The organism is Microbacterium thalassium (genome assembly GCF_014208045.1).
GTDB classification, from domain to species: domain Bacteria; phylum Actinomycetota; class Actinomycetes; order Actinomycetales; family Microbacteriaceae; genus Microbacterium; species Microbacterium thalassium.
In genome coordinates this window covers 3,261,050-3,285,911 of the sequence record NZ_JACHML010000001.1, presented here as the reverse complement: position 1 = coordinate 3,285,911, position 24,862 = coordinate 3,261,050, and the positions used below count along the sequence as shown (strand labels likewise).

Here is a 24,862-nt window from a genome sequence, read left to right as displayed (position 1 = left end):
GCTGAGGTCGGCTCACCGTGCTCACGCGTCGGCGTCGAAGCCCATCGCGTACGCCCGGGCGAACACACTCATCGTCGCCGGGCCGAGCGCCAGGCGCAGCGCGCGCTTGCGTGCCCGGTGCATCGCGGGGTTCAGGGGGCGCCCGAGCGCGGTGTTCGCCGCCGCAAGTCTCGCCGCCGTGCGCGCCGAGCGCACGCGGCTCTCCTCCCACCGGCGCAGCTCGGGCTCGGGCGCCACCCCGGAGCGCGACCAGTCGGCCAGCAGCGGAGCCAGAGCAGCCGCGTCGAGCAGGCCGAGGTTCATGCCCTGACCGCCGATCGGGCTCACCTCGTGGGCGGTGTCGCCGATCACGAAGACGCGCCCGCGGCGCAGCCTCGGGGCCACCACGCGCCGCACCCCGAACGCCGTGGCGTGGGTGACGGCATCCGCGGCATGCGCTTCACCGCGTGCGCGCAGCGCCGCCTGCAGGCGCGCCGTGCGCGCGCCGGGGTCGGGGTCGCCGCCCGGGGCATCCCACGCCACGAAGCGGCGGATGCCGTCGGGCAGCGGGAACGACTCCAGCACCCCCGAGCGGTCGAGATGCACCACCGCGGTCGCGGCGTCGTCGCGGGGCGGCAGGGCGGCATCCGCCATGAGGTACCGGTCGCGGTACTCGTGCGCGGCGAGCCCGGCGATGCGATACACCAGGCCGCGCCCACTCACGCCCGCGGCGATCACGACGAGGGGCGCGTCGATCTCGATCTCGCCGTCACCTCTGACCGCGGTGAGTCGAACCGCATCCGCCACCTGTGAGACCCCGGTCACCGCGACGCCGCGCACAGGCTCAGGCGCGTCGCGGGCGAGCACCGCCTCGGTCGCGGCCTGGGGAAGCGTCGCGACGAACGGGAACCTCGTGGCGAGCCGGTCGAACCGCACGGTTCCGAGCAGGCGGCCGTCCGCGTGCGCCTCGCCGCGCGGTACGCGCTGGGCGACGGCAAGCAAGGCGTCGGTGCGACCCGAGCGTTCGAGCGCGGCCAGCACCGGAGCGTGCACGCCGATCGCGCGGGTGCCGGCGCCGGGAGCCTCCCGGCGCTCGTGGACCGTGACGTCGAGTCCGCGCCGGGCGAGCTCGCCCGCGATGAGCATCCCGACGGGGCCTGCCCCGACGACGGCGACGTCAGGCACGGCCGCTCCCGACGGCGAGCAGGCGGAACGTCGTGGGCCGCTCGACGCGCCAGGGTCCCGTCGGGTCGTCGGCGAGCTGTTCCCGCAGTTCGGTCGCCGTGAAGCTGCGCCGGATCGAGCGGAGACCGTCGGTGCGCAGGAACGTGCCGGGCGCGAGCGGCGTGATCCCGATCGCGTACAGCACGTACGCGAGGCGGCTGCGATCGATGTCGCTGTGCAGCACCGGACCCCGCGCGAGCGCGACGGAGTCCTCGATGAACGCGGGGAGGTCGTCGTCGAGGTGGTGGAGCACATGGTTGGACAGGACGATGTCGAACACTGCTCCTTCGTCTCGGAGGGTGGCGGCATCCGCGCATCGGAACGAGACCGACGACGGCGCCCGTCGCGATTCTGCCACCGCGTGCGCCTGCGGGTGGGGGTCGATGCCCACCCACGCGACGTCGAAGCCGTCGCGTCGCGCCCACGTGGCGAGACGGGCGACGACGTCGCCGCCGCCGCTGCCGATGTCGAGCACGGTCGCGGGGCGCCCGAGGTCGGCGAGCGCGGGGCGCATGTGCGCGCGGTACACGCTGTGCCAGCCCGCGACGAGCCGGTTGACGATGTCGAAGCGCCGGAGCGTCGCGGCCAGGCGGTCGGGATCGCACTGCGGATCGTCCATGAGCTCGCGCAGCGCACGGTCGCGCGTCGAGAGGTTCATGCCGCGGCGGGGGAGCGCTTGGTGAGCAGCGCCGACTCGACGGTCAGCCCCGGCCCGAAGGCGAGGGCCGCGACACGCGTGCCGTCGCGGAGCGCGTCGTCGTGCAGCATCGCGCGCAGGATGAACAGGATCGTCGCGCTCGACATGTTGCCGAAGTCGCGCAGCACCGCGCGCGAGGTCGCGAGCGCCTCGGGGTCGAGGTCGAGCCCCGCCTCGACCCGGTCGAGCACGCTGCGCCCGCCGGGGTGCACGGCCCACGCGTCGGGCGGCGGGTCTCCCGCGAGGAACCGGTCGAGCGCACCGCGGATCTCACGCCCGACGATCCGGGGGACCTCTGCAGAGAGGATCATCTCGAACCCGTGGTCGCCGATGCTCCAGACCATGTCGGCCTCGCCCTCGGACGTCAGCGCCGTGCCGAATCGGTCGAGTTCGAGTCCTCCCGGTGCGCCGGTCGCTGCATCCGCGGTGATGACGGCCGCAGCGGCCCCGTCGGCGAAGACCGATGACGCCACGATCTGCTGCGGGTCGGTGGAGTCCCGCACGTGCAGTGTGCACAGCTCGGTCGCCGCGACGAGCACGACCGCTCCGGGCTCGGCCCCGGTGATCTGCGCCGCGAGCCGCAGCGCGGGCAGGGCGGCCGCGCACCCGATGAAGCCCAGGTGGGAGCGCTGCGCCGTGCCGGGCAGTCCCAGGTCGCGCACCAGCCGATAGTCGGGCCCGGGGGCGAAGAAGCCGGTGCACGAGACCGTCACGACGTGGGTGACGGCGGATGCCGCGATGCCGGCATCCGCCAATGCCGCGCCCGCCGCGCTCGCCGACAGTGCCGGGGCGAGACGGCGATAGGTGTCGTTGCGCGCACCGGTCGCGGGGGAGAGCAGCACGGACTCGTCGACGAAGTCGAGCCCGTCGATGCCGTCGGTGCGGTCGGCGGGTGGCGCGGCCGGATCGGCGAGTTGGGAGAGCACGGTGTACCGCTGCTCGATGGCCGAGGCGTCGAAGACCGCGCGGATGCGGCGCTGCGCGAGCCGGTCGGCGCCGGGCTGCGCGGCGAAGAAGTCGCGCGCGCGTTGCTGATCGAGCCGGGTCTCGGGGACCGCAGTTCCGATGGACACGATGCGTGCCGTCATGGTGACACCTTGGTACGGGCGTGGCGTCGGCGAGTGGGGGTTGCACGGAGCCCCCGGGGCCGCTACGTCATCGCGGGTACCGGCCGATCCGGGTAGATCTCGCGCATCGCGCGGTCGTACCGCCGCTTCATCAGCAGGGCGTAGAGGAGCCGGATCGGCGCGGGGACGTTGGCGTGGTACCACTCGTCGCGCTCGTCCTCGGGCACGCTCGCGAGCAGCAAGCCGAGCTGCAGCGACATGACGTCGCGCGGCAGCTCTTTGCGGTGGGCGAGCAGGGCGGAGCGGGTGTGCGCCTCGAGTTCGTCCCACTCCTTCTGGGTCAGCACGGCGGCGGCGACGGGCATGATGTCGTCCTCCTCCTGCCCGAGGTGCCCGAACAGGGTGTCGCGCAGGGTCTCGATGTCGGTGGCGAACGCGTCGCGCAGCGCGGCATCCGCCGTCTCGACCCACGGAGCCAGCTGCGGTTCGAGCAGGCCGAGCTGTCGCGCGACTTCGGCGTGCTGCGCCTTCATCTGGTCGACGTGGGCGACGCACGCGGGGTCGCGCGTGGTGAGGCGATCCCACAGGACGGTGTCCTCGGTCTCGTGGTGCAGATGGAGCGCGAAGAAGTCGAGCATGGCGTAGTCGCCGACCAGGGACGACCGCTCGGTGTCGCCCGCCTCGACGTCGCGCACGAGCAGCGGCAGTTCGCGGTAGAGCCATCGGAAGATGCGATGGACCAGGATCAGTCCCGACGGGTCGCACCCGGGGGTCTGACCCTCGGGCAGGGCTCCGGACGACGGCAGCTTCTCGGCCATCTCGACCTCGATCCCGCCACGATCTTTGGGGCGGATGCCGCCCCATCGCGGCGAATATTCGCAGGCTACACCCGGGATTCTGCCGCCGCAGGGCCTCCGGCACCGGACACCGCAGTCCGGGCCGTTGTGTGCGCTGAGGGGGAGTCGTACGCTCGGAATCGAGGGAGTGTGCCCGCGGGCTGGGACGCGAGCGGGCATGGACGATAGGGGTCCTCGTGAGCGCGACCCGGCGCGGCTGGGAACGTCGCGTCACCGTCGACGCGACGGTGCATCACCCTGTCGAGGCGGTGTTCCCGTACCTCGCCGATCCACTGAAGTGGCGCGAGTTCGCCCCCGCCGCGTTCTTCCGTGTTCAGATCGACGACGGCCCGCCGCGCGTGGGCACGAGGTGGATGGCGACCGATCAGATCGGGCCGTTCCAGGCCCATTTCATCGACCAGCTCGACCTGTTCGAGGAGAACCGCCGCGTGGTGTGGTTGTCGTCGGCACCGTGGAACTCGCGCGTCGAGTACGCGTGCGAGCCGGCCGGTGAGGTGACGCAGATCCGTGCCGACTACGCCGGGGTGCTGAGCGATGCCATGCGCTGGCAGCTCGGGTGGCTGCCGGATTGGGCGACGCACTGGATCCTCGCGCAGGACTTCGTGCGGCTGGATCGGCTGTTGACGCGGCGGGAACGAGCGTCGAAGCGGTGGGAGCAGGTGCATCCGGCGCCGGACCGTCGTCGACGCGAGTCGGTGTAGGGAGTCGACCGTAGGCTTTCGGGATGGCTCTTCTCGACCACCTCGGCATCACCGTCGACGATCTGCAGGCTGCCGTGGCGCAGTTCGACCCCGTGCTCACCGACCTCGGCTACACCCGCCATGACGAGGAGGGCTCGGTGTCGTGGGACAACGGCGACGAGACCGAGCTGATCCTCTATCCCGCGCGGGAGGAGGGGACCGGGCCGCACCGGCACGGGCGCGTCGGCTGGCAGCACCTCGCGTTCGACATCGCCACCCGTGCCGAGGTCGATCGCCTGCACGCCCTTGCGCTCGCCGCGGGGTGGACCGAGGTGCGCGTGCCCAAGGCGTACCCGCGCTTCAACGACCGCTACTACGCCTCGTTCGTCGAGGACGACAACGGGATCCGGATCGAGTTCGCGTACAACCCGCCCCGGAGCGCACCGAGCGCATAGGCGCGGATGCCGTCGCTCCCGTGTCCCGCCTCAACGTGGCGACATCACTCCGAGCCCCGCTCGGCGCGCGGCATCCGCCAGTTCCTGGTCGTAGGTGACGACATCGTCGATGCCGAGGCGGATCGCCACCGCCAGGTGGATCGCTTCGTTCGAGCGCAATGGTGCGAGGGTGCCCGCGGCGATCATGTCTCCCCGGGTCAGATCGACGAGGTCGATCGTGTCGAGCACGGTGCGCACGGCATCCGCGTCGATCGCGTCGGGGTGCCTGCCCGCGGCGCAGTGCAGCTCGGTGTGGAGGAGCCAGGATGCCGCGAGCCGCAGGTTCGGCATCGCGGTCAGGGTGTCGACGAGAGCCGCGGACTCGGGCTCTTCGACGAGCAGCTTCACGGCCGCCGACGTGTCGAGGTAGGCGACCGTCACCAGTGTCCTCGGGAGTCGGCCACGATCTCTGCGCTGGTTCGTTCAGAGCGTCGGCGCTGAATCGTGCGCAGTTCGGCCAGTTCGCGTCGCGCCCGCCGCACCTGCCCCTGGTCGGCGAAGTCGTCGATCGGTGCCCTGCCGGCGGGACTGATCACCGCCGTCGCGCGGCCGCGGTTCGTCACGATCAGCGACTCGCCCGCCTGGATGCGTCGAAGCACCTCGGCGCTCTGATTGCGCAGCTCTCGGTGGCTGATCGACTCCATGTAGCACAGCGTAGCAATGGGGGCTCGTGCCTGCCTCAGCCCGCGCTGTCGGAGGCGGATCCGGATGCCGGCACCGCCTTGCGCATGAGCCGGCGCCCGCCCTGGGCGTCCACGGTCTCGTAGCCGAGCGAGTCGTAGAGTCCGCGGGCGACCGTGTTCGCGTCGCCGACCGCGAGGGCGATGGTCGTGTAGCCCTCTGCGCGCGCGAGCTCCTCTGCCGCGAGCATCGTCGATCGCCCGAGTCCCATGCCGCGCCAAGCCTCGTCGATCTCGACGTCCCACACGTAGAACTCGTCGCCCGATGGCCCGGGCCCCACCCACAGGTAGCCCGCCTCGTCATCGTCGACCGAGACCTCGAACACGAAGTGTCCCTCGCGCGGCCCGTGGTCGGTGAAGAGCTCGGGCTCGACGCGCGCGATGTGCGCCTCGATCTCGTCGGCCGTTCTGCCGGACGCGGCGAGGTCGTCGCGGTACCCGGCCATCGCCCGCTCACGCCACGCCGCGAAGCGGTCGCGGGGGATGGGCTCGAGCACGATCACGGCACCAGCGTAGGGCCGGCGCGGCGGTCGCGGATCTCGCCGGATGCCGCTGCGGCGGCATCCGTCTGCGAACACCTGTCGCGGGATGATGGATGCATGGCCACCCCGCACCGCCCCGGACTCCGGGTCAATTCCGGGCTCACGATCCCCGAGCCCGAGTTGACGTGGAGGTTCTCTCGGTCTTCCGGCCCGGGCGGGCAGGGAGTCAACACCGCAGACTCACGCGTTGAGCTCCTGTGGGATGTCGCCGGCTCGGCAGCCCTTTCACCGCACCAGCGGGAGCGGCTGCTCGAGCGTCTGAGCGGCCGCCTGGTCGCAGGAGCGCTGACGGTCGCGGCATCCGAACACCGCGCCCAGTTGCGCAACCGGGATGCCGCCCGCGCCCGCCTCGCCGCTCTCGTCGCCGACGCCCTGCGACCTCCGTCTCCGAAGCGGCGACCGACCAAGCCGAGCCGCGGGTCTCAGGAACGCCGCCTGAAGGCGAAGAAGCAGCGCACCGACGTCAAGCGGCTGCGCCGCCCGCCCCAGGACTGACGGCGGGCCGTTCGCCCCTACCCGCGACGCCGTGGTCAGCGCATAGTGGCTCACAGCCAACGACGACCGTGCCCGCGTGCACGCGACGGGGGGACAACGACGATGTCACGGACGACACCGCACCGCACCGCCGGTACGTCGTTCGCGCTGTCGCCCGAGGCGCTCGACGCCGCCGTGGACGGCATCCTCCACCGGCATCCCACGGTCGGGTTCGCGCTCGGCGTCGTGGACCGCGACGGCCTGCGGTACTTCCGCGGGCACGGTGTCGCCGACCTCGGTACGCGGCGGCCGATCACCGAAGACACCGGCTTCCGCATCGCGTCGATCTCGAAGACCTTCACGGCCGTCGCGGTGATGCAGCTCGTCGAGCAGGGCCGGATCGACCTCGACGCGCCGGCGAACGACTATCTGCGCGCGTACCGGCTCGTGCCCGACGACCCTGACTGGCGCCCGGCGACGCCGCGGCACCTGCTCACCCATACCGCCGGACTCGGCGAGCTCGCCCACGCCTCGGGTGCCTTCCGCCCCGACTTCGGCGAGAGCGTGCCGGCGGGCGCCCCGCTGCCTTCGCCCGCGGACCTGTACGAGCGGGCGCTCGCCGTCCACGCCGAACCCGGCACGCGCTTCGTCTACAACAACCACGGCCCGACGACGCTCGGGCAGATCGTCGCCGACGTCAGCGGGATGCCGCTGGGGGAGTACCTGGCCGAGCACGTCTTCGCGCCGCTCGGGATGAGCGACTCGAGCCTCGCGCGCACCGACCGCATCTCTGCCGCCCTCGCCACCGGGTACGAGATCGGCGCGCACGGCGTGAAGCGGGTCGATGGGCGAGACATGATCACCGCGGGCGCGGCATCCGTCTACTCCACACCCCGCGACATGGCCCGATACGCGCAGGCGCTGCTGCGCGGCGGCGCTGGAGAGCACGGCGCGATCCTCGCCCTCGAGACGCTCGCCGAGATGTTCCGGGCCCAGTACCGGCCCGATCCGCGCATCCCCGGCATGGGCCTGGGGTTCTTCCGCACCGAGGTCGCCGGGCGCGATGCGGTGCGGCACCAGGGGACGCATCCGGGATTCCACAGCGAACTGTGCGTGGTGCCGGATGCCGGGATCGGCGTGATCGCGTTCACGAACGGCAGCCGCCAGGCCGACTTCTGGCTGCCGTCCGAGGTGAAGATGCTCCTCCGGACTCTGCTGGGCGATACGACGGATGCCGTGCCCGCCGCGCAGCATCCGGAGCGCTGGGGCGACCTGTGCGGCTGGTACCGACTCGACGCGCGCCTGACCGACGTGCGTCTGCGCGGGATGCTGGGCTTCGGCGCCGAGGTGTTCGTGCAGCGCGGCCGGCTTATGCTGCGCTTCCTCACCGTCGTGCCGACGCTGCTCAAGGGATTCCCCCTCGAACCCGCCGCCGCGAGCGATCCGGATGCCTTCCAGGTCAGTCTGGGAGATGCCGGCCTCGAGCCAATGCGTGTCGTGTTCAGCCGCGACCCCGGCACGGAACTCCCGCGTCTGCACCTGGACATGATGCCGCTGACTCTCGAGAAGCAGCCCGACCGGACGAATCCGCGCACCTGGGCGAACGTCGCCCTCGCGACGGCGGGCGTCGCGGTGGGAGCGACGATGCTCGGCAGGCGGGCCGTGCCGCGGACTCGGCGATCAGGAGCCGAGGCGGAGTAGGCGCCGGCGGACGCCCGCGGCCGCGTGATCTTGCCGCTCGCATGGGTGCCCGACCCGACGATCCGCATGTCTACGCTCAATGCCTGAGGTTCGCGAACGGGAGCTGTCCGAAGTCGGCGACGAAGTTGATGATCATCTCGGTCTCCAGCGTGGCGGGATCGCCGTCCGGAGTCGGCTTCCAGCAGACCATGAGCGATTCCGGGTCCGCTAGCTGCCAGCCATAGCGTCCACCCCAGTGGCCAACCGGCTCGCCTTGTCCATGGCGGCGATGCTCATCGAGTCGCTTGCTGAGTCCACGACGTCCGCTCTTCCCGGGCGCTGCCATTCCGATGTAGAGAACCGAAGGGCCTTCGACCCACGCGGCTTCTAGCTGGGCAATCTCAACGCTCGGCTCGCGCCCCTTGAATCTCCCGGCGGTGCTGTGCCGATTGAAGGCGGGCGTGCTCTGCGAATCGCGTATCACCAGGTAGACGCCTGGCTCGCTCGGGACAGCGACATCAGGGAGCCTCGAACGGGATGAACCCTTCGAAGCCTTCGCCTTGGAGCGCTTGGCGTGTCCACCGTGACGGTTGGCGATCACCGACGTTCGCCGCCTCGCGGATCGCGGTCGGCAAGTCGGATAGCTTGAGGCGAGCAGCGCCCAGAGACTCCAGCTTCCTCAGGCTGAGGGAACCCCACCCGTGTGCCCTCACCGCGGCCTGCGACAAGACGTAGAAGTCCCATTGATTCGCATCGAGCTGGTCGTACTTGTCAGGTTCAGTCGCTGTCTGTACCGCGAAGACGTAGACATCGGTATGGAAGTCGGGCACCTCGCCGAGGGACCCGTCTTCGACGCTCCATGCACGGCGATAGAGGCCCGAGAACTGAATTCGGGAGAGCGACCTCTGCGACCAGGCCTGCAAGTAGCCGGAGGACTTCACATTGATGGATATCCCGTTCCAGCGCAGGTCGCACTCCGTCATGGAGTCGGCCACCCCGGTGAGTCCCAGCGCGCGCGAGATGAGAAACTCCGCGACATAGCCGCGGACGGTGTTGACGCGCAGGTCGCTCATGGCGAATCGCCAGAAGTCGTTCACGGTTGCGTCGACGCCAGTGAACGTCTCGTCGCCTTGGAGTGGCGGCAATTCGATGGGATTGAATGGTGCGCTGGTCATGACCTTCACCGTACGAGGGGATCGGGGGTATTCCCGGCCCTGGTCTGGCTTTCAGCCATATTGGCGGCGTGCCAGACGCCGATGATCTCGGCCGCAACGGTGGTGGGGTCCTCGTGCTCCCAGAACCGGAGCACGGTCCAGCCAGCCGCCATCAGCGACTGCGTGACTTCCTGGTCCCTCTTCACATTTCGCTCCAGTTTGGGCGTCCAATAGTCGGAGTTGGCCTTTGGGGTTGTGCCATGGACTGGGCAGCGATGCCAGAAACAGCCGTCGATGAACACGGCAATTCGCCGCTTGGTGAACACGATGTCGGCGCGCGATCTTGATGAAGTGATCGGACGAGCGTCCACGATATATCTCAGGCCCGCAGCATGCAGAATCCGTCGGACGCGCATCTCGGGCTGGGTGTCGCGCCGGCGGTTCGCAACCATCGTGCGCCGAGACGTTTCGCTCGACGCCCACGAGTCGGCCATGTCCGGAGCGTACATCGGATCGAGCGATATGCGTCCCGCGTCAGTCGTTGGACGGGACGAACAGGCCGCTGAGCAGCGTACTCAAGGCCTCGTCGTTCATCGCGGCGACATCCGTGACGCGCAGTTCGAACTGAAGCGCCTTGAACCCGCTTCGAACAGTCTCTCGACGGTTGGTGCTGCGGTCGAGCGCCGCGATCTGCGCGCTGACCATGCGGGCCAGCCGGTGATCGGACGAGAGATTGCGATCGATCAAACCCACAAGCTCGTCCTCGAATAGCGGCAGCTCAGGGTCGCTGAGAAGCTCGCCCAGAATCGAGGAGCGCAGATAGAGGCGCTGGAAGACGTTGCGTCGACCGGAGCGGTATCGATCGTGCGGGAGGTGACCATGCGTGTCTGGACCGAATCGCTCTACCGCGAGATCTGGGAGGACAACCAGGGTCAGATACGGCCAGATGTCCGGATGGGACGCTTCCGCGCGTCCTTCCGACTCGAACCAGCGGGCAAGTGCACTGCCAACGGCGATGTCGAACAGTCGGTCACGATCTCCGCGCTTGCGTGAGCTCGCTTGAGGTATCGCGTCGGCGACAGCTTCATGAAGGTCCCGAAGGTGCTGCGCTGGAACCGGCGTTCCCGCCGCCGGGAAGATCGCTCCCGGATGATGTCCGCCGTCGGGGAACGGCTGGGCGTTGCCTCCCGAGGCGATGGTTCGCTCGATTCGGGCAATCTCACTCTCGACGTCGGCGCGCGTGAGTCTTGGGTAGATGTATGTCACTTGCTGCTCGACTTTCGATAGAGCGCGAGTGCCTCGCGGGAGCGGCCGACGAGGTTGATCGGATCCTCAGCTGCAAGTCGACATCCCTCTTCGAGCGTGAGTCCGAGGGATGATGCGATCGATGAGCCGAGAGCGGCCAGCGAGCCGTAGTCCTCGTCGGCGATGTCCTGCATGCGGTCGGCCGGCACGGTGTTTCGCCATCCGGCCAGGAAGTGGAGTACCGCGAGGTGTATGTCGCACTCGATCGCGACGTACACGTTCTCGGGCGCCGTGCCGTCGACGATCTCCTGGCAGATCTCGAGATCAGTGTTGACGAACAGTCGAATCGCGGAGCTGATGCTCCATTGCGGCTCGGCATCTGAGGCGGTCTCAATCCCCCAGGGAACCGCCCGCCGCCCAGTTGCGCCAAACGACGCAGCGGAGGTGGGGAAGTCCGCCTCATCGCGTTCGAGCCGAAGCGACATGGGGCTCGCGAGCTGCCAGAGCTTGGCGCTCTGATGAATCGCATTCAATGGGTTGGGGCTTCCCGTGCGGCCCGGGCCAACAACCCAGAGGTCGGCCGTCAGCTCCACCGCAAGCTCGCTTCCATCGGCCTTGAGCTCGATGTCTGCGCGCCAGGCTCCATCCTGCTCGCGAAACTGCGCTTGCGAGCGCCAGCGCGTTCGCGCAGGCATGCAGCCAACGACCGCAACGAGCCACACATCCTCGCCGGGCGAGATTCTGGTCTCGTCCCAGAAGCTCGCGGCCAGAGTCGCCGAGCCCTGGATGATGACGTCATCGCCGGGGTTCCAGACGTCGCTCAGCTGTTCGACGTCTGATGTCGGCGACACCACGCCGAGCTCTGCCAGCACCGATCTTGCAGCGGGTGTTCGATAGGGACGTGACTCAGTGAATACCATCAGGGGCCTCCGCGCTGAGGTCAATGCGCAAGGCCCGCCTGCCGATCGCCGTGAAGTCCACCGCGACCAACTGGTCGGGAGCGACGATGGCCTGTGCCAGCCCCACGCTTTCGGCTCCGCTCCAAGTGAGGGACAGCTCGTCTGGTGGAAGAGGCTCATGCACGCCTTCGTCCCCGATTGCGCTGACGCTGATCTTCACCAGTGATCGCGGCGCGTCTGCCTTGACCGTGAAGTCGATGCTCTGGCGCTGACGACCATCGTCAAGCGTTGTGACGAGCCGGGGAGCTGAGGCCTCGACTCGATGGACTCGCGTCGCGCTCCTCGCTCGGCGCCCGTTGGCAGTTCTGGGTGGGCGGTCTGGTGCTACTGGATCGAGACGCGCAGGCAGAAGTGACGCAAACCGCCGAGAGAGGTTGCCCGTGCGAACCGGCACGGACTCAGACTGGATCGCTTCTGGCTCGGGATAGAGGGTGTCCCGGATGTGCTTGCTGGCACGGGTCTTCGTCGCCCTGACAACCAGCCCCTCTTCCCCACCCGAGCTGGCGATCCAGTGATCGTGTGCGGGAGGTTCGGTGCGCGCATAGGTCGCGTCCCAGTCGTCGGACGCCTTGTACACCGCAAGCCACTCGACACCCTCGATAGGAGACTGGGCAACCCAGTCAACTGTCTCCACGATCAGCTCCGGTTGTCCGCGCATCAGAGCGATGCGCTCGACTGCTGGGCTGTGGAGCGGATCAAGGTCGTCGTGCATTGCCGGAGACTCGAGTGCGAGGATCCTCCGAACTATCGCGAGGTGGCCGAGCGTCTTGCCGAGGCGCGTGATCGGGAATACCTCAACTGGCATGTTCTGAGCCGTTGCCACCTTGCCCGGGACCGTCTGCCTTGCCGACCGGATCGCGTTCAGACCGGCGCCCCACAACGCGAGTGCCCCGATCGGTTCGCCGATCAGATCCTTTCGCTCGCCGTCGACGTCGAGAGTGATCTGCATCGGGGTATCGTGCTCGCCAGGGCGGGCTACGAGCTTGGGCCACAGATGAACCCTGATCGCTGAGCGGGCTCTAACGCCGAACTCGGCAGCGGCATCGGACTCGCTCCACTGCGGCTGCTCATCATCGGCGACATCGGATCCGAGACTGACGGGACTCAGATCGGGATCCAGGATGAGCATTGAGGTTCCGGTCTCACCTGGTCCGAAGCCGCGCTCGAAGAATCGACGTCCGACTGCCTCTGCTTCGTCGCCCAGAAGTGGAGCAACTGAGTCCTCGTCAAGACGACCCCACCAGTGGCGCCCGGTGTACTGCACACCCGATTCCACGTAGGAGTCGCCGAACGCCGACGCGATCAGCCGGTGCTCGAGTCGCCCCTCCTCGTTGTAGCAGCGAGTCCAGTAGAGCACCGTGCCCCGTCGGCTGAATGCGTACGAGGCTGTCTTGCCGAATCCGTAGGTTCCTCCACCCTTCCCGTCGTCGCGAGGCACACCGAGCTTGAGTATCAGATCCTGGAAGTTGCGGGGAGCATCGCCGAGTACGGGGCGCAGCGTCACGGGACCGTCGAGGCCTGTGGTTCCGCGGTCGAAGATCTCGAGCACGAACGGAGCATCTGGCAGATGAGTGCCAGGCGTTCGGCGGTTGCGGTCGGGTAGCAGCCGGTCCAGATCTGCGCGCAACCGCCAGTCTGCGCGCCGAAGGTGGACGCCGTACCAGGGCCGCTGGTCATCGAGGCGGGCATCCCAGCTGTTCTGAGCGGTCTCGCGCACCAGGATCTCGAGAGCGGACAGCTCAGTTCGCCCGAGCAGACGGTCGCCGCCGGTCGAGTCCATGTCACCCGGCTGGAATCGTTTGGGAAACCAGTCCAGCGGTTCGATCGTTGAGGTGTTTGAGGGGATCACAGTTCCTTCAGAACCTCCGGCAACGCAGACGGATCTACGGCATTGGGACACGCGTCGAGCAGAAGCGAGTAACGAATGTGCGAGACGCCTTCGAACGCGGCCTCGCCGAGGGTCGAGAAGCGAATCCCGGGGAATCGATCGGTCACTCGGAAGAGCCGTTCGTTCGCCACAACGAAGCGCATGTTGTTGTCGGCGATTACGGGCTCTTCATCGGTCGACCGCTCGAAGAGAAGGCCCTTCGGCAGGCCGTATGAGTCGATCTCACCGATGAGGTCGTCGATCGTCTTGCCTTCGGCGTTCTCCTCCAATCGAAGCGCCAGCAGGTGCAGCGACGCGTTCATCGGCGGATCGAGTTGATGCGCACCATGGATCTCGACGGTCGGGGCGTCGGTCGTGACGTAGGCCTTCACCTCGAGCGCATTGTGGAGGAAGAAATCGTGTCGGTACCCTTCCTTGCCCCTCCAGGCTGATCGCGCGCGTGCGGGGTCGGTCTTCGCCAACCGCGACAATACGAAAAGCTCACCGAACAGGCCAATTGCCCGCTCGCGGGACAGGCCGCGCTTTTCTCGCGCGAGCGCCTCTCGCCAGGAGCTGAGGACGCGCATCAGCTCATCGATGCATGCTCCTCCTGACTCATCGACTCTGTTGAGCATCTCGCCGACGAGCGAGAGGAACGTCGGCGTCAGGCTTGCATCGGTGCTGCGCACATCAAGGGAGAACTGTTCGGACGACCCATCCTGCTCCTCGAGCCATGTGGTGGGCAGCACATGTCCGAGTGGGAGCGCGAACTTGGTGCGACCTGGAGGAAGCGCCACCAGGAGGTGAATGTCACCGTTGTGGTCTTTCGCCAGACGGGCCTCGTCGATGTCTCGATCGGGCCCGATGGGAGCCGCCGCACCCTCTCCGGCCGCAGGCCTGCGCGACGCAAGGATCTCCAGCGCATGCGTGACCCGGGCATATCCGCCGGTCATTTCGCCTCCGGATCGTAGTCGCCCTCTGTGTCGGTGAAGGCTGTCGCCTTGTCTGACTCATCGTCGCTCACGACAGGGCGCACATCCGCCGCGATGAACTCGCCGTCGTCCTCGTTCTCGGCGTGGGGATAGATCACTCCGAGTCCGATCAGGTCGCTGTCGCAGGCCATGGGTCGACGGGACTTGGACTTCGCAAGGGGCTGAGAGTCGCCGGCGACGGCGTAGAGCAGAATGACTCCGGTCTTCGGCGCCAGCTTGCGTCGAACGGCTCTAACGCTGTTGATCTCATTCGTGTCCGCCTCATCGAGCAGACCCTGAGGGTCCTCAAGCGCACCATTCTCGGACAGAATCTGAAGATCGAGCAGAGAGTCTCCGCTCGACATGAGTGCGCGGATGTTGACGACATCAGACCCGTCCGGGGGCGCGTCCGGGAGGCGCTCGGGGGTCCAGAACGCCTCTGCCAGTGGCGCACGGCTCACGCGGCCTACCCCGATTTCCGGGGCGTACTCGAACGAACCGAGACGTGCAGGCCCTGACACGAGCACGAGATTCCATGTGACGCCGTCGCCGTGCTCGCTCAGCCATGTCTTCATCGCTGACGCCTGCAACCACGGATCCGCCGTAGCCACCCAGTATTGCTTCAGGAACTCAACGAGCTCGTCATTCGTCACTCCGACGAAGACCTGGGACCCATGAGCGGCCTTCGAGCCGGTCTGCTTGATGTACCGTGAGCCCACCCTGCGCTGGGCAGCGGACACAAGCTGCCTCGCAGCTGCCTGGGACTTCTCTGTACCGCTTGACGAACGATCGAGGTAGATCGTCTGCCGGCGGGTCCCGCCCAGGCCCGCGTGCACGACGAGGGTGTTCGTCATCGCGCCCGCGCGTGTGATCTGAAGTCTGCCCGGATGGGTGCGAACCCGAATCGCCAGGTCTCTGGGGGTCTTGCCCTCCGCCTCGAGGACGGCGACCTCGGATCTGATCTCGCGCTCGACCTGGGCGAGGTGACCATACTCTTCGAGCAGCCCTGGGCCGACCCATACGCGGGCGAGGTCCTGATAGCCAGGCCGGAACCCGAACCAGCGGCCCATCTGAAGCAGCGTGTCGTAGGTGTTGGATGTGCGGAGGAAGTAGGACACGACGAGGCCTTCGAGCGTCAGGCCTCGCGACAGTGTTCCTCCTCCGATCGCGATGACGAACTGAGGGGAGTCGTCGGGGTAGGAGAGTCGATCATCCGACAGGCCGTTGTCGATCTTGACCGTGAGCCTGCCGATGATCTCGCGAATCTTCGCCCAGACCTCGCCCCAGGCAGGCATCACAGCATCTGGCTGGAGCGTCGAAGCGCTGCCGGCTTCGCGAGCGAACACTTCGTGGAACGACGACTCCTCGTCGTCGCGGTTCAGCGCGAGGCCCGCGGTGAAGTCAGCTACCGCGTCCTTCACGAGCTGATGTGCGGCAACGCGGTGCGAGGTGTGCAGGAGCATCGATGAGTGCGAGGCCTTGCCGGTGCGGAGCTGGCGAATCGCGGTGGCGATGATGAACCAGCGGATGGCGTCGTCCAGTGACTCGGTGACCTCGGGCTCGAAGGTGTCGATGTTCCTCCCCTTGGGCACGAGGGTCTCGGCTTCCTCGGGGTCGACCACATGAGCGAGCGAGTAGATCGCTTCGTCTTCGCCAGCATCCGCATTCTGCGCGACGTTGAAGAAGCTGTCCGCTCCCATGTACCCCTCTGGCTTCGGCAGCACCATCGCGAAGTCGTCTGGGTACAGGTCCTCATCGTCATTCGGGTCGATGAACATGTTGGCGAAGGGCGTAGCCGTGTACGCGACATAGGTGCCGGTGCGCACCTCCTTCCAGATGTCGCGAACACGCTGGTTGATCGTCGAAACGAGGTCACGGTCGCTCTGCGTATTCGGCGTCGCCTGGTCGGACTCGTCATCGATGATCAGGACCGCGCGGTTCCGCCGTGTCTCTTCGGGGATGCTCTGAAGGAACTTGGCGACGTTGGCGAGTCGGCTTTCGTGCTTCTTGACGATCATGATCGCGACATTGCCGGTGTTCGCTATGAACCCCACGTTGATCTTGGGGCCGATGTCGGAATCTCTGTCGGTCAGCAGCGACCAAGCGATCCCTGCCTTGTCCGTGGCGTCGTTCACGTTGAGATCGGCCTCAAGTCGGGCTTGCGTCTGCGCGCGCAGGTTCGTGTACATGCCGGCGAGTACGACGACGATCCGGTAGCCGGCGTCCACCGCCTTCGCGACCAGCCCGGCATAGTTTGCGGTCTTACCCGACTGGACGTAGCCGATGACGAGGCCCTTGCGTCGATCGCCCGGTTCCTTCGGGTTCGCGCAACGAGAAAGGATGCGAGTAGTTGAGTCGTCGATGCCCTGCACGGCCGACGTGGGAAGTCGCGACTCCAAGAGCTTCCGATATGACGGCCACTCGCCCACGGAGGTCTTCGGGCCGCTATACCAAGTGGTGTATCCGCCGTCCTTCTTGACGAGATTGCCGAACTTGATTGTTTCAACCATGTCGCGCTGACGGTCAAGGTACAGATCGTAGGCCGATCCAAAACCGGGAAACATCCTCTCGACCAGGAGCTTCGCTTCGGCTTCCGCGCCGGATCCGGCACGCCCCGACTGGCTCGCCAGTATCCCTTCCAAGGCCGCGAGCCCCGTCTGGAATTGCGTGTCGGATACGGGCGAATGCGGCATTGGATGTCCTTGGCTCGGATCGCGACGAGTTCTTCGTCGCTCGATGTTGCTTTGCTGTGTGAGAGGGGCGCGCCTTGCGCCGGGCGAGTGCGTCAGGTCCGTCTACGCATCAACCTCTTCTTGGGGCGCGACTGGCATGCCGTCTGCGCTGAGATTGGCTGGGATCGTGGGATAGCTGACGCCCTGAAAGGAGCGAAACAGCGCCCGGAAGATGTGGAACGCACCTTGCGGAGGAACTGCCATTCCGACCTGGCGCCGCACATTCTCCTTCCGGCCGATGAACTCGAAATCGTCGGGGAACGTCTGGATTCGTGCACGCTCGCGGTTGGTGAGCGCGCGCGGCTCTGCCCAGTGGTAGCCGTGGGTCCCTCCGCCACCGGAGCCGGTGATCGTGTAGGACGGACGGTCTGGGTGAAGACGCTTGTAGATCTGACTGAGCGTCGCCCCCTTCACGTTGAGGCGCAGCTCGTCACTCATGCGCTTCGCGTTGAAGGCGTTCTCGCCGGGATCGATCAGCTCGAGTCGTCGCACGACAGTCGAAGACTGCCGAGTGATCTCATGGTTCGGGGCCGTCGCCGGGATGCCGGCGAGTGCTTCGGACGCTGACGTCCACTGGCTGCGATCGGGATGAGTTGGCGCTGGCACCTCGAAGTTGATCGGGACGTCTTCCCGCACACCGACAACGATGATGCGGTGTCGCCGCTGGGGCACGCCGTAGTCCTCGAAACGATAGAGGTGGGGTGTGATTCGGTAGCCCGGGCCGGCATTGCGGATGGCATCGAGGATCAGCTTGAAGTCGTCGCCGCCGTTCGAGCTGCGCAACCCGCTGACGTTCTCCGCAACGAACCATTCCGGCTCGTGGCGCTCCAGGACACGGACTCCATAGGAGAACAGCGGGCCGAACTCGCCCTTGAGGCCGCGGTTCTCGCCGACCAGGCTGTAATCGTTGCAGGGGAAGCCGAACGCGAACCCATCAATGTGCGGCAGCGAGTCGATATCCAGCGAGCGCACGTCCTGACAGATCACGGATTTTGCCGTAGCGCCCTCGATATTCGCGATGTAGGTGGCAACGGTGCTCTCGTCGTAGTCGTTCGCCCAGCCATGCTTGAGCGCCGTTCCCGTCTCGCGTGCGGCGAGGTGGGCGCCCAATGCCATTCCACCGGGCCCCGAGAAGAGCTCTCCAAGCGTGAATCTCAGCGTCACTGCACTACTCTCCTCTAGCCAAGACCCGCTTGTTGCTCGGGCCGTGAGTCAGCCTACTTCGGGGCAACGACGTCGCCCGCAGTCCGCGCGGCATGGGAGTCGATCGGGCCCTCGCGAACCTGCTAACCCCGCACCGCCCTGCTAGCCGACCGGTGCTGCGGACACGGTCCGCAGCCAACCGTCGCTCGTTTCACCATTGAGCTCGACTTCGACGTTCTCTACGACCATCTCGATGCGCATGCCGTCGGTCCAACCTGCCGCCGTGGACTCATCGAGAAGTACGAAGAGATCATCGGCGCCATCGTGCGCCTTGAACATGACGACGTAGTCGCCTGTGGCTCCCGTGTACCAATACTCGGACGCGAAGAGTTCGCCCGTGAAGCGGAACTGATCGCCAACCTCGATTCCTCCCAGGTTGGCGGAGTTGAGCCGGTCGAGTAGTTCGTCCACGGAGGTATCGACGACATTCGCGGCAACTGTCGGTTCGGTGGTGGGCTCCGCGGTCGGTTCGGTGGGCGTCGCCTCAGGTCCCGCGGATTCCTCGGTCGACACGCATTCCCGGTCGACGACGAGACGCGGCGCCGCAACATCGGCGCCAGCGGCTGGCTCCTGCTCGCAGACAACCCAGTTGGAGTCGTCCAGGACCCCGAAGATGCCGCCGCCGACGACCTCGATGTCGTCGCCGAAACCCGCGCGTTCGATGTCACTCTTTGCGACATCGAGCTGCTTGCCGACGACTTCAGGCATGACCGCTGGCTCGCCGGAGCCGCACGCGGCAAGCGCGAGAACAAGAAGCAAGCTGGCCGCTGCCGGCGCAATGCGAAGTGCGTTCATTCGAACCTCTCCCCAGGTCTGGCTGATCCCCAGCTCATCGGCTGGCAACTACCTCACCGTACGGGATTGTCCGGTGGTCGAACTCCCGCTCCCCAACGCACTGTTTGAGTACTGAGGAAAGCCTGAGCCGACACCAATCCCGAAGCCGTCGCGGTCGTGCGGGATACATCCCGAGAGGGCCAGGCCGGACTACGCGTCTCGCAGCGCTCTCCAAGCTGGCCAGAGCGCGCCGTCTCGAGATCCCCAGCACATTCGCGCATCCCCCGCTCGGAGATCCGCAGAATCGATTCGCGTTGCCAGTCGAGCGCGGGGGCGGGGATGACGGCGATCGATTCGGCGCGGAGACGTGCAGTTTCTCGCGATCGCGCAGAGTTGACTCCTGAGTGGTTCAGCGAGCCACCGCGCTGCAGGGAGGTTTGCGCCCCATGGATCGACGTCAAGCCAAACGAGTCACTCCTCGTCCGAGGGGAGGGGCGACGGTGTCGCGGACGGATTCGCGGGCGCGACTAGCTCTCAACGAACCACCCACCTATTGGATGGAGCGGCACGGCGTGCGTTCGAATGCCGGGCTCGGGAAGTCCCTGGCGCGTGCGTACGTAGAGCTCGTCGACGAGATGCGCGAGCTCGACTACTTCCCGAAGGTGCTTCCCAAGGGGTGCGTCGATGACGGAGGAACCTGGCAAGGCTTCCAAGATCACGCCAGCGATGAGATCAGCAAGGCCATCCGTGTGGACGTTCGCTGGCCACTTGACGACAGCGCCCTTTCGATTCCGGACGACGTGCTCTACTCCGTGATGGAGTACCTGCATGACCAGGCCCAACGACCGCGAACCCGTGGTTATCACCCGTTCAATGAATGTGGTTGGCACTACAGCGACTTCAACAAGGAATCAGGAGGGGTCGTCTACCGGTGGCGCGTCAACGAGCTGCTTGAGCGCTACGGGGTCGGGTTGCGGCTCGGTAACAAAGGCGACGATAAGGGGCGGCTGCTCCGACATTCTGATCTCAAGCTCGATGAACTAGCGGAGGAGCTTACCGACGTCTCGGACATCGGTGATGCGGGGAAGCTGGCGTCGGCAATCCGGCTTTATCGAACCCGCACATCGACGGAGCACGATCGACGGGCCGCGGTTGCGCAGTTGGCCGGCATCTTGGAGAAGCGGCGCCTGGAATTCAAGGCTGGTGAGTTCGCGAAGGGCGACGAGACTGCGCTCTTCAACATCTTCAACAACTTCGCGATTCGTCACGACAACGTGCGGCAGCAGGGGGAGTACGGCGAGGAATACCTCGACTGGATCTTCTGGACGACACTTGCCGCGGTGCAATTGCTCGGAGAGCTTGAGCGACGCGGGAAGTAGGCTCAGCGGTGCACATGTGCCACCTCCGGAGGGAGTCAATTAACGACGTCCGACTCGAGTGGGTGGTTCCACGAGGTGCGGCCCGAGAATTCAGTTCCTGACTGTGGTGCCCTATCGTCTCGTTCGTGCGAGTGATTCGAGTTGAGGTCGAGCGGCTGCTCGGCTACCAGTCCCTTCGGATGGACATCGATCCCAAACTGCAGCTGGTCGCTGGTCCCAACAACGCCGGGAAGTCCTCCCTCATTCGCATCCTGGAAACGTACTTCTCGGATCCGACCGGGGACGAGCTAATCGCACTGAAGCCACTCAATGAGTACTACGCCAACCTTGGTTCCCGGACACTGTCCAGCATCCAGGTCTGGTTTGGTGATCTTTCGACTAGCGAGCAGCAGACGTTCTCGCCCATCCTTCGTCAGGATGGACTGATCTGGCTTAGCATCCGCTGCAGCCGCTCCGGCACGTTGAGCTTCAAAGCGTCGCGGAATGCGAACGCCGAGACGTCGCTGCGACTGTACAAGGCGGCTATCGAGGCGTTCAGATTCGTAAAGATCCCTTCGGTGCGAGTGGGTAACGTCGGCGGCAAAGAGGAGCCGGAATCGCTTGAACGCCTCCTCGACACGCTCGAAGCGATCCTGATCAGATCTGGCGCGTCACGCAGTACAGCGCTCCAACAGGAGTTTGCGGCGAAGATCGCCCCGCTCGAGGCCCTGGTTAAGACAGTGCTCGACGACTCAGCCGCGGCGATCGCATCCGAGCTCCCCTTTCGCGAGCAGACGGTGACTATTGATTTGCCAGAGTCGCGACATGCGCTTCGGGGCATGCTCGAGTCCGCCGTCATCAAGAGTCGTGATGCGATCGATGTGCCTATATCCGAACGTGGAACTGGCTTCCAGTCGGCGCTTGTGCTCGGCATCCTCCGCTACGTCGCAAGCCGGGAGGGTAGTCAGCACGGCCACAACCTCATGTTTGCCATCGAGGAGCCGGAAGCATTCCTTCACCCGCAGACGCAACGCGCGATGGCAAAGATTATTCGAGACATTGCTGATGACGCTCAGCTGCTTGTGACAACCCACAGTGCCGTGCTGGTCGACTCCTTCGAGATCGAGCGAATTGCGCGGATACCGCTGCAGACCGATGGAACCGTGCACACGTGGGTGAAGCCAGTTCTGACCCCGACCGACGTCGGGCGGCTGTCTCGATACTGCAACGCAGCGAACAGCGAGTTGGTTTTCGCAAACGCGGTCATCGTGGTGGAAGGCGAGGGCGACTTCAGTCTCGTGGAGAAGCTGCTCGCGCGGCACTGCGGGGCACCCGGCGGTCACTACGGCCTGGGTATCACCGTGATCGAGTCGGGCGGAATCGACACCATGAAGTATCTCGTGCAGCTCGCTCATCTCTTCGGCGTGCGGTCCTACGCTCTCACCGACAAGGACGGCCTGAAGAAGCGAAACGGAAAACGGAAGCTCCTCGATGTGTTGGCCCAGCGAGAGATCAAGCCTGCCGATGAGATTCTCCAGCAGCTGCGTACGGAGGCCGATCAGCCGCACGCGACGTTCCCCGCCGCACTTGAGAGTCAAGCGAGATTCAACGCACTGCTTGCCCCATTCGATGCCTTCACACTGAACTCCGACCTCGAGGGATTGATCCTCGAGACTTACGGGGACGCGGCGCTTGCAGAGAAGCTCGGACCAGAGGGGGCGAACCTCCTGGGTGATCCAGAGGTGGAGACGTTCACTACTCCGCCCGATGGCTACACGAAGTTCAGTGCTTGGCTTGGGTCGAAGGGATGGAATTGCGACGGGAAGGCAACCAACAAGCTTGTACCCCACTTGCCGGCGCTGCTCATCGAAGATTGGCTGCGTGTAAACGGTGAACCCAATTCGGCTCTCAAACCCGTAGACGATTGGCTTAAGCAGATCGTCGACACTCACCAACAGACCCCTCTATAGCGCGCGCCCTAGGCGGCTTCGCCGCTCAGTGCATGGCCGGATGGTCCGCGCCACCGGGTTCGGGGCCCCCTTCGTCTGCGTCGCTCGCGACGGCGTCGCGCGGAAAATATCCAGCGTCGCGACGGGGAACCATCAGCGGCGATTCGCCGCAAGCTCGCCGCGCGGCTCGTGTGCTGCGCATCCGCAACGGGATGAAGGACTACGCGTCACCAGATCCGGCCAGCGGACCGGGCGTTTGAGACCCCCGACAATCTGGGCAGCCGGAGATCTGGCGGAGGCGGAACCTGAGGACACCGTAGCGTCCGCGATGACTTCAAGGCGCCGACTCTCGCGTGTCGGCGGCATCGCGAGACCAGAACGGCACCGCGCGCTAACCATTCGTTCCGATGAGAGCTGGACTGAATCGTCCTCGATAGTCCACACCGAGCCTTCGTCGTCGAGGTCCCTGAAGCAGGGCCGAGGCCCGCCCACTCCTGCTCGCGACGCGAACCAATGCGCCGACTCGCAAGCCTCACACCGTCGAGGCGCTCGATGGCGGGTGCACCAGCGAACGAGGCACTCTCGGCCGGATGCAGTTAGCTCAACGCCTTTGCGGTGGTTCGTAGCACCGATACCGTGAAGGGCGCGATGCTGGGGCGCCGAGCGTACTTGATCGTGACGGGCGCTCCCAAGACAGGAAGTCAGCGATGACCGCCAACACCACCCGCGACGCCGACGGGCGCCTCGTCCTCGCCGGCTGGGTGAAGACCCTCGCGCCCGACGAGATCTTCGTGTTCGGCTCGAACTCAGGCGGTCGCCACGGCGGCGGCGCCGCGCGCATCGCGCACGACAAGTTCGGCGCCGTGTGGGGGCAGGGGCACGGCCTGCAGGGGCAGTCGTACGCCGTCGACACGATGACGGATGCCGCCAACATGGCGTCCGAGATCGGCACGTTCCTGCGGTTCGCGGACGCGCATCCCGAGCTGACGTTTCTCGTCACCGAGCTCGGCTGCGGCATCGGGCCGTACCAGCCGTCGGATGTCGCTCCGCTGCTCGCGGGCGCCGGGGCGAACGTCGCCCTGCCGCCGTCGTTCGCGGCGGAGCTGCGGAAGGCGGGGGTTCCGGTGCCGGGAGCGTCGGGGGCGGATGCTGCGGCATCCGTGTCGTCGGCGCCGGGTTCGGGCGGGCCGGCGGGTGCGGCATCCGCTCGTCCTGATGGGCTCGTCGGGGCGAAGCACCACGGGAGGCAGGCGCCGGCGCGGCTGAGCGCGCAGCAGCTCGACCGCGCGGCGGGCGCGATGGTCGGGATGGCGATCGGGGATGCGCTCGGGTCGCAGTACGAGTTCGGGCCCGCGCACGGCGACGACTTCGTGCCCGAGTTCGGGGTCGGGGTGTTCGGGCACGGGGTCGGCGAATGGACCGACGACACGTCCATGGCGATGCCGATCCTGCAGGCGCTCGCGCGGGGCGAGTCGCTGCGCGACCCCGCGGTGCTCGGGTGGATCGCGGGGGAGTGGGACACCTGGTCGCGCACCGCGAAGGACGTCGGCGCGCAGACGCGCCAGGTGCTGCGGTCGATGGGTGGCGTGCACACCGAGGATGTGGCGCGGGCGGCATCCGAGGCTCATCACTCGCGCTCGGGGCGCAGCGGGGGCAATGGCTCGCTCATGCGCACAGGGCCCGTCGCGCTCGGGTACCTCGCCGACGGGCGCGAGCGGCGGCTCGCCGAGGCGGCGGGACGCATCGCGCAGCTGACGCACTGGGAGCAGGACAACGTGGACGCGACGGTGATCTGGTCGCTGATGATCCGGCACGCGGTGCTGACAGGGGAGCTCGAGCTGGACGGGTTCACCGAGCTGTTCGGGGAGGGGTCGCCGCGGCAGGTGCGGTGGGCGGCGCTGGTCGATGAGGCGTGCGGGCGGCATCCGCGTGACTTCCAGGCCGACAACGGGTGGGTCGTGAAGGCGTTCCAGGCGGCGCTCGCCGCGGTGTTCGGAGCGCGCGACTTCACGGATGCCGTGTACCGCGCGATCCGGGGCGGCGGCGACACCGACACGGTCGCGGCCATCGCCGGGGCGCTCGCGGGGGCACGGTTCGGGGTGTCGGGGATTCCGGAGGAGTGGCAGGAGCAGGTTCATGGGTGGCCGGGGCTGCGGGGAGCGGATCTGGTGGAGCTCGCCGAGCAGGCGGCGCAGCACGGGGCGGAGGATGAGCTTTGACCAAAGGAGATCCTCTACATCGACCGTTCGAGGACTGGGGCGCGGTCACGGAGTACT

General features: G+C 66.8%; 24 protein-coding genes. 7 read left to right on the top strand and 17 right to left on the bottom strand.

Translation table 11 applies throughout. The features are described from left to right. Nucleotides 1-21 precede the first annotated feature (21 nt). From HD594_RS15330 to HD594_RS15315, 4 genes are all read right to left on the bottom strand, one after another. Nucleotides 22-1,164 carry an FAD-dependent oxidoreductase gene (locus HD594_RS15330; protein ID WP_184751766.1) on the bottom strand — a complete coding sequence of 381 codons (1,143 nt, stop codon included), beginning with the start codon at nucleotides 1,162-1,164 and terminating at the stop codon, nucleotides 22-24. Then, nucleotides 1,157-1,861 (bottom strand): methyltransferase domain-containing protein, encoded by a 705-nt coding sequence (locus HD594_RS15325; RefSeq protein WP_184751765.1) that lies wholly within the window; start codon nucleotides 1,859-1,861, stop codon nucleotides 1,157-1,159. Before HD594_RS15325 ends, HD594_RS15330 begins: the two co-directional genes overlap by 8 nt. Beyond that, complete coding sequence (locus tag HD594_RS15320) at nucleotides 1,858-2,988, bottom strand: type III polyketide synthase (RefSeq protein WP_184751764.1); 1,131 nt, start codon at nucleotides 2,986-2,988, stop codon at nucleotides 1,858-1,860. Before HD594_RS15320 ends, HD594_RS15325 begins: the two co-directional genes overlap by 4 nt. 62 nt (nucleotides 2,989-3,050) lie before the next feature. Then, a complete protein-coding gene (locus HD594_RS15315; RefSeq protein ID WP_184751763.1) occupies nucleotides 3,051-3,785 on the bottom strand; it encodes a hemerythrin domain-containing protein in 735 nt (244 codons plus the stop codon). A gap of 215 nt (nucleotides 3,786-4,000) precedes the next feature. Here HD594_RS15315 and HD594_RS15310 point away from each other — a divergent pair, with 215 nt between their 5' ends. Beyond that, entirely contained in the window at nucleotides 4,001-4,525 is a 525-nt protein-coding gene (locus HD594_RS15310; RefSeq protein WP_184751762.1) for an SRPBCC family protein, read from the top strand. Nucleotides 4,526-4,548: 23 nt separating this feature from the next. After that, nucleotides 4,549-4,959, top strand: coding sequence for a VOC family protein (locus tag HD594_RS15305; RefSeq protein WP_184751761.1), 411 nt, complete (start codon nucleotides 4,549-4,551; stop codon nucleotides 4,957-4,959). A gap of 30 nt (nucleotides 4,960-4,989) precedes the next feature. Here the strand turns inward: HD594_RS15305 and HD594_RS15300 are convergent, their stop codons facing one another. The 3 genes from HD594_RS15300 to HD594_RS15290 are packed head-to-tail and all read right to left on the bottom strand — an operon-like array spanning nucleotide 4,990 to nucleotide 6,181. Beyond that, nucleotides 4,990-5,379 (bottom strand): type II toxin-antitoxin system VapC family toxin, encoded by a 390-nt coding sequence (locus HD594_RS15300; RefSeq protein ID WP_184751760.1) that lies wholly within the window; start codon nucleotides 5,377-5,379, stop codon nucleotides 4,990-4,992. Then, nucleotides 5,376-5,642 (bottom strand): type II toxin-antitoxin system Phd/YefM family antitoxin, encoded by a 267-nt coding sequence (locus HD594_RS15295; RefSeq protein ID WP_184751759.1) that lies wholly within the window; start codon nucleotides 5,640-5,642, stop codon nucleotides 5,376-5,378. Before HD594_RS15295 ends, HD594_RS15300 begins: the two co-directional genes overlap by 4 nt. 35 nt (nucleotides 5,643-5,677) lie before the next feature. Next, nucleotides 5,678-6,181 (bottom strand): GNAT family N-acetyltransferase, encoded by a 504-nt coding sequence (locus HD594_RS15290; protein ID WP_221446643.1) that lies wholly within the window; start codon nucleotides 6,179-6,181, stop codon nucleotides 5,678-5,680. Between the two features lie 96 nt (nucleotides 6,182-6,277). On the opposite strand from HD594_RS15290, the gene arfB reads away from it, so the two are divergent. Both arfB and HD594_RS15280 read left to right on the top strand, forming a co-directional pair. Then, nucleotides 6,278-6,715, top strand: a complete 438-nt coding sequence (gene arfB / locus HD594_RS15285; protein ID WP_184751758.1) for an alternative ribosome rescue aminoacyl-tRNA hydrolase ArfB — start codon at nucleotides 6,278-6,280, stop codon at nucleotides 6,713-6,715. A 102-nt stretch (nucleotides 6,716-6,817) separates the two neighbouring features. Beyond that, entirely contained in the window at nucleotides 6,818-8,395 is a 1,578-nt protein-coding gene (locus HD594_RS15280) for a serine hydrolase domain-containing protein (RefSeq protein ID WP_184751757.1), read from the top strand. Between the two features lie 76 nt (nucleotides 8,396-8,471). On the opposite strand, the gene HD594_RS15275 is transcribed toward HD594_RS15280, so the two are convergent. The 10 genes from HD594_RS15275 to HD594_RS15235 all read right to left on the bottom strand — a co-directional run bounded on the left by HD594_RS15275 (nucleotide 8,472) and on the right by HD594_RS15235 (nucleotide 19,300). Next, nucleotides 8,472-8,858, bottom strand: a complete 387-nt coding sequence (locus tag HD594_RS15275; RefSeq protein WP_221446642.1) for a hypothetical protein — start codon at nucleotides 8,856-8,858, stop codon at nucleotides 8,472-8,474. 34 nt (nucleotides 8,859-8,892) lie between these two features. Further along, on the bottom strand, nucleotides 8,893-9,549 hold the full coding sequence (locus HD594_RS17205; protein WP_221446641.1) for a hypothetical protein: 657 nt from the start codon (nucleotides 9,547-9,549) through the stop codon (nucleotides 8,893-8,895). 5 nt (nucleotides 9,550-9,554) lie between these two features. Further along, on the bottom strand, nucleotides 9,555-10,022 hold the full coding sequence (locus tag HD594_RS15270) for a very short patch repair endonuclease (protein ID WP_184751756.1): 468 nt from the start codon (nucleotides 10,020-10,022) through the stop codon (nucleotides 9,555-9,557). A gap of 40 nt (nucleotides 10,023-10,062) precedes the next feature. Next, entirely contained in the window at nucleotides 10,063-10,794 is a 732-nt protein-coding gene (locus tag HD594_RS15265; protein WP_184751755.1) for a DUF6339 family protein, read from the bottom strand. Then, nucleotides 10,791-11,645, bottom strand: coding sequence for a hypothetical protein (locus HD594_RS15260; protein WP_184751754.1), 855 nt, complete (start codon nucleotides 11,643-11,645; stop codon nucleotides 10,791-10,793). The genes HD594_RS15265 and HD594_RS15260 overlap by 4 nt, the downstream gene beginning before the upstream one ends. 34 nt (nucleotides 11,646-11,679) lie before the next feature. Then, complete coding sequence (locus HD594_RS15255; RefSeq protein ID WP_184751753.1) at nucleotides 11,680-13,581, bottom strand: hypothetical protein; 1,902 nt, start codon at nucleotides 13,579-13,581, stop codon at nucleotides 11,680-11,682. Next, nucleotides 13,578-14,552, bottom strand: coding sequence for a PD-(D/E)XK motif protein (locus HD594_RS15250; protein ID WP_184751752.1), 975 nt, complete (start codon nucleotides 14,550-14,552; stop codon nucleotides 13,578-13,580). Before HD594_RS15250 ends, HD594_RS15255 begins: the two co-directional genes overlap by 4 nt. Further along, nucleotides 14,549-17,263 (bottom strand): Z1 domain-containing protein, encoded by a 2,715-nt coding sequence (locus HD594_RS15245; protein WP_184751751.1) that lies wholly within the window; start codon nucleotides 17,261-17,263, stop codon nucleotides 14,549-14,551. Before HD594_RS15245 ends, HD594_RS15250 begins: the two co-directional genes overlap by 4 nt. 102 nt (nucleotides 17,264-17,365) lie before the next feature. Then, nucleotides 17,366-18,466 (bottom strand): DNA cytosine methyltransferase, encoded by a 1,101-nt coding sequence (locus HD594_RS15240; protein ID WP_271171142.1) that lies wholly within the window; start codon nucleotides 18,464-18,466, stop codon nucleotides 17,366-17,368. A gap of 141 nt (nucleotides 18,467-18,607) precedes the next feature. Continuing rightward, nucleotides 18,608-19,300, bottom strand: coding sequence for a PASTA domain-containing protein (locus HD594_RS15235; RefSeq protein WP_184751750.1), 693 nt, complete (start codon nucleotides 19,298-19,300; stop codon nucleotides 18,608-18,610). A gap of 551 nt (nucleotides 19,301-19,851) precedes the next feature. On the opposite strand from HD594_RS15235, the gene HD594_RS15230 reads away from it, so the two are divergent. The 3 genes from HD594_RS15230 to HD594_RS17200 all read left to right on the top strand — a co-directional run bounded on the left by HD594_RS15230 (nucleotide 19,852) and on the right by HD594_RS17200 (nucleotide 24,805). Then, nucleotides 19,852-20,658, top strand: coding sequence for a hypothetical protein (locus HD594_RS15230; protein ID WP_184751749.1), 807 nt, complete (start codon nucleotides 19,852-19,854; stop codon nucleotides 20,656-20,658). 125 nt (nucleotides 20,659-20,783) lie between these two features. Beyond that, nucleotides 20,784-22,607 carry an ATP-dependent nuclease gene (locus tag HD594_RS15225; RefSeq protein WP_184751748.1) on the top strand — a complete coding sequence of 608 codons (1,824 nt, stop codon included), beginning with the start codon at nucleotides 20,784-20,786 and terminating at the stop codon, nucleotides 22,605-22,607. A 686-nt stretch (nucleotides 22,608-23,293) separates the two neighbouring features. Further along, nucleotides 23,294-24,805: an A1S_2505 family phage non-structural protein gene (locus tag HD594_RS17200; RefSeq protein ID WP_221446640.1), complete on the top strand. Its 1,512-nt coding sequence runs from the start codon at nucleotides 23,294-23,296 to the stop codon at nucleotides 24,803-24,805. Nucleotides 24,806-24,862: the final 57 nt, after the last annotated feature.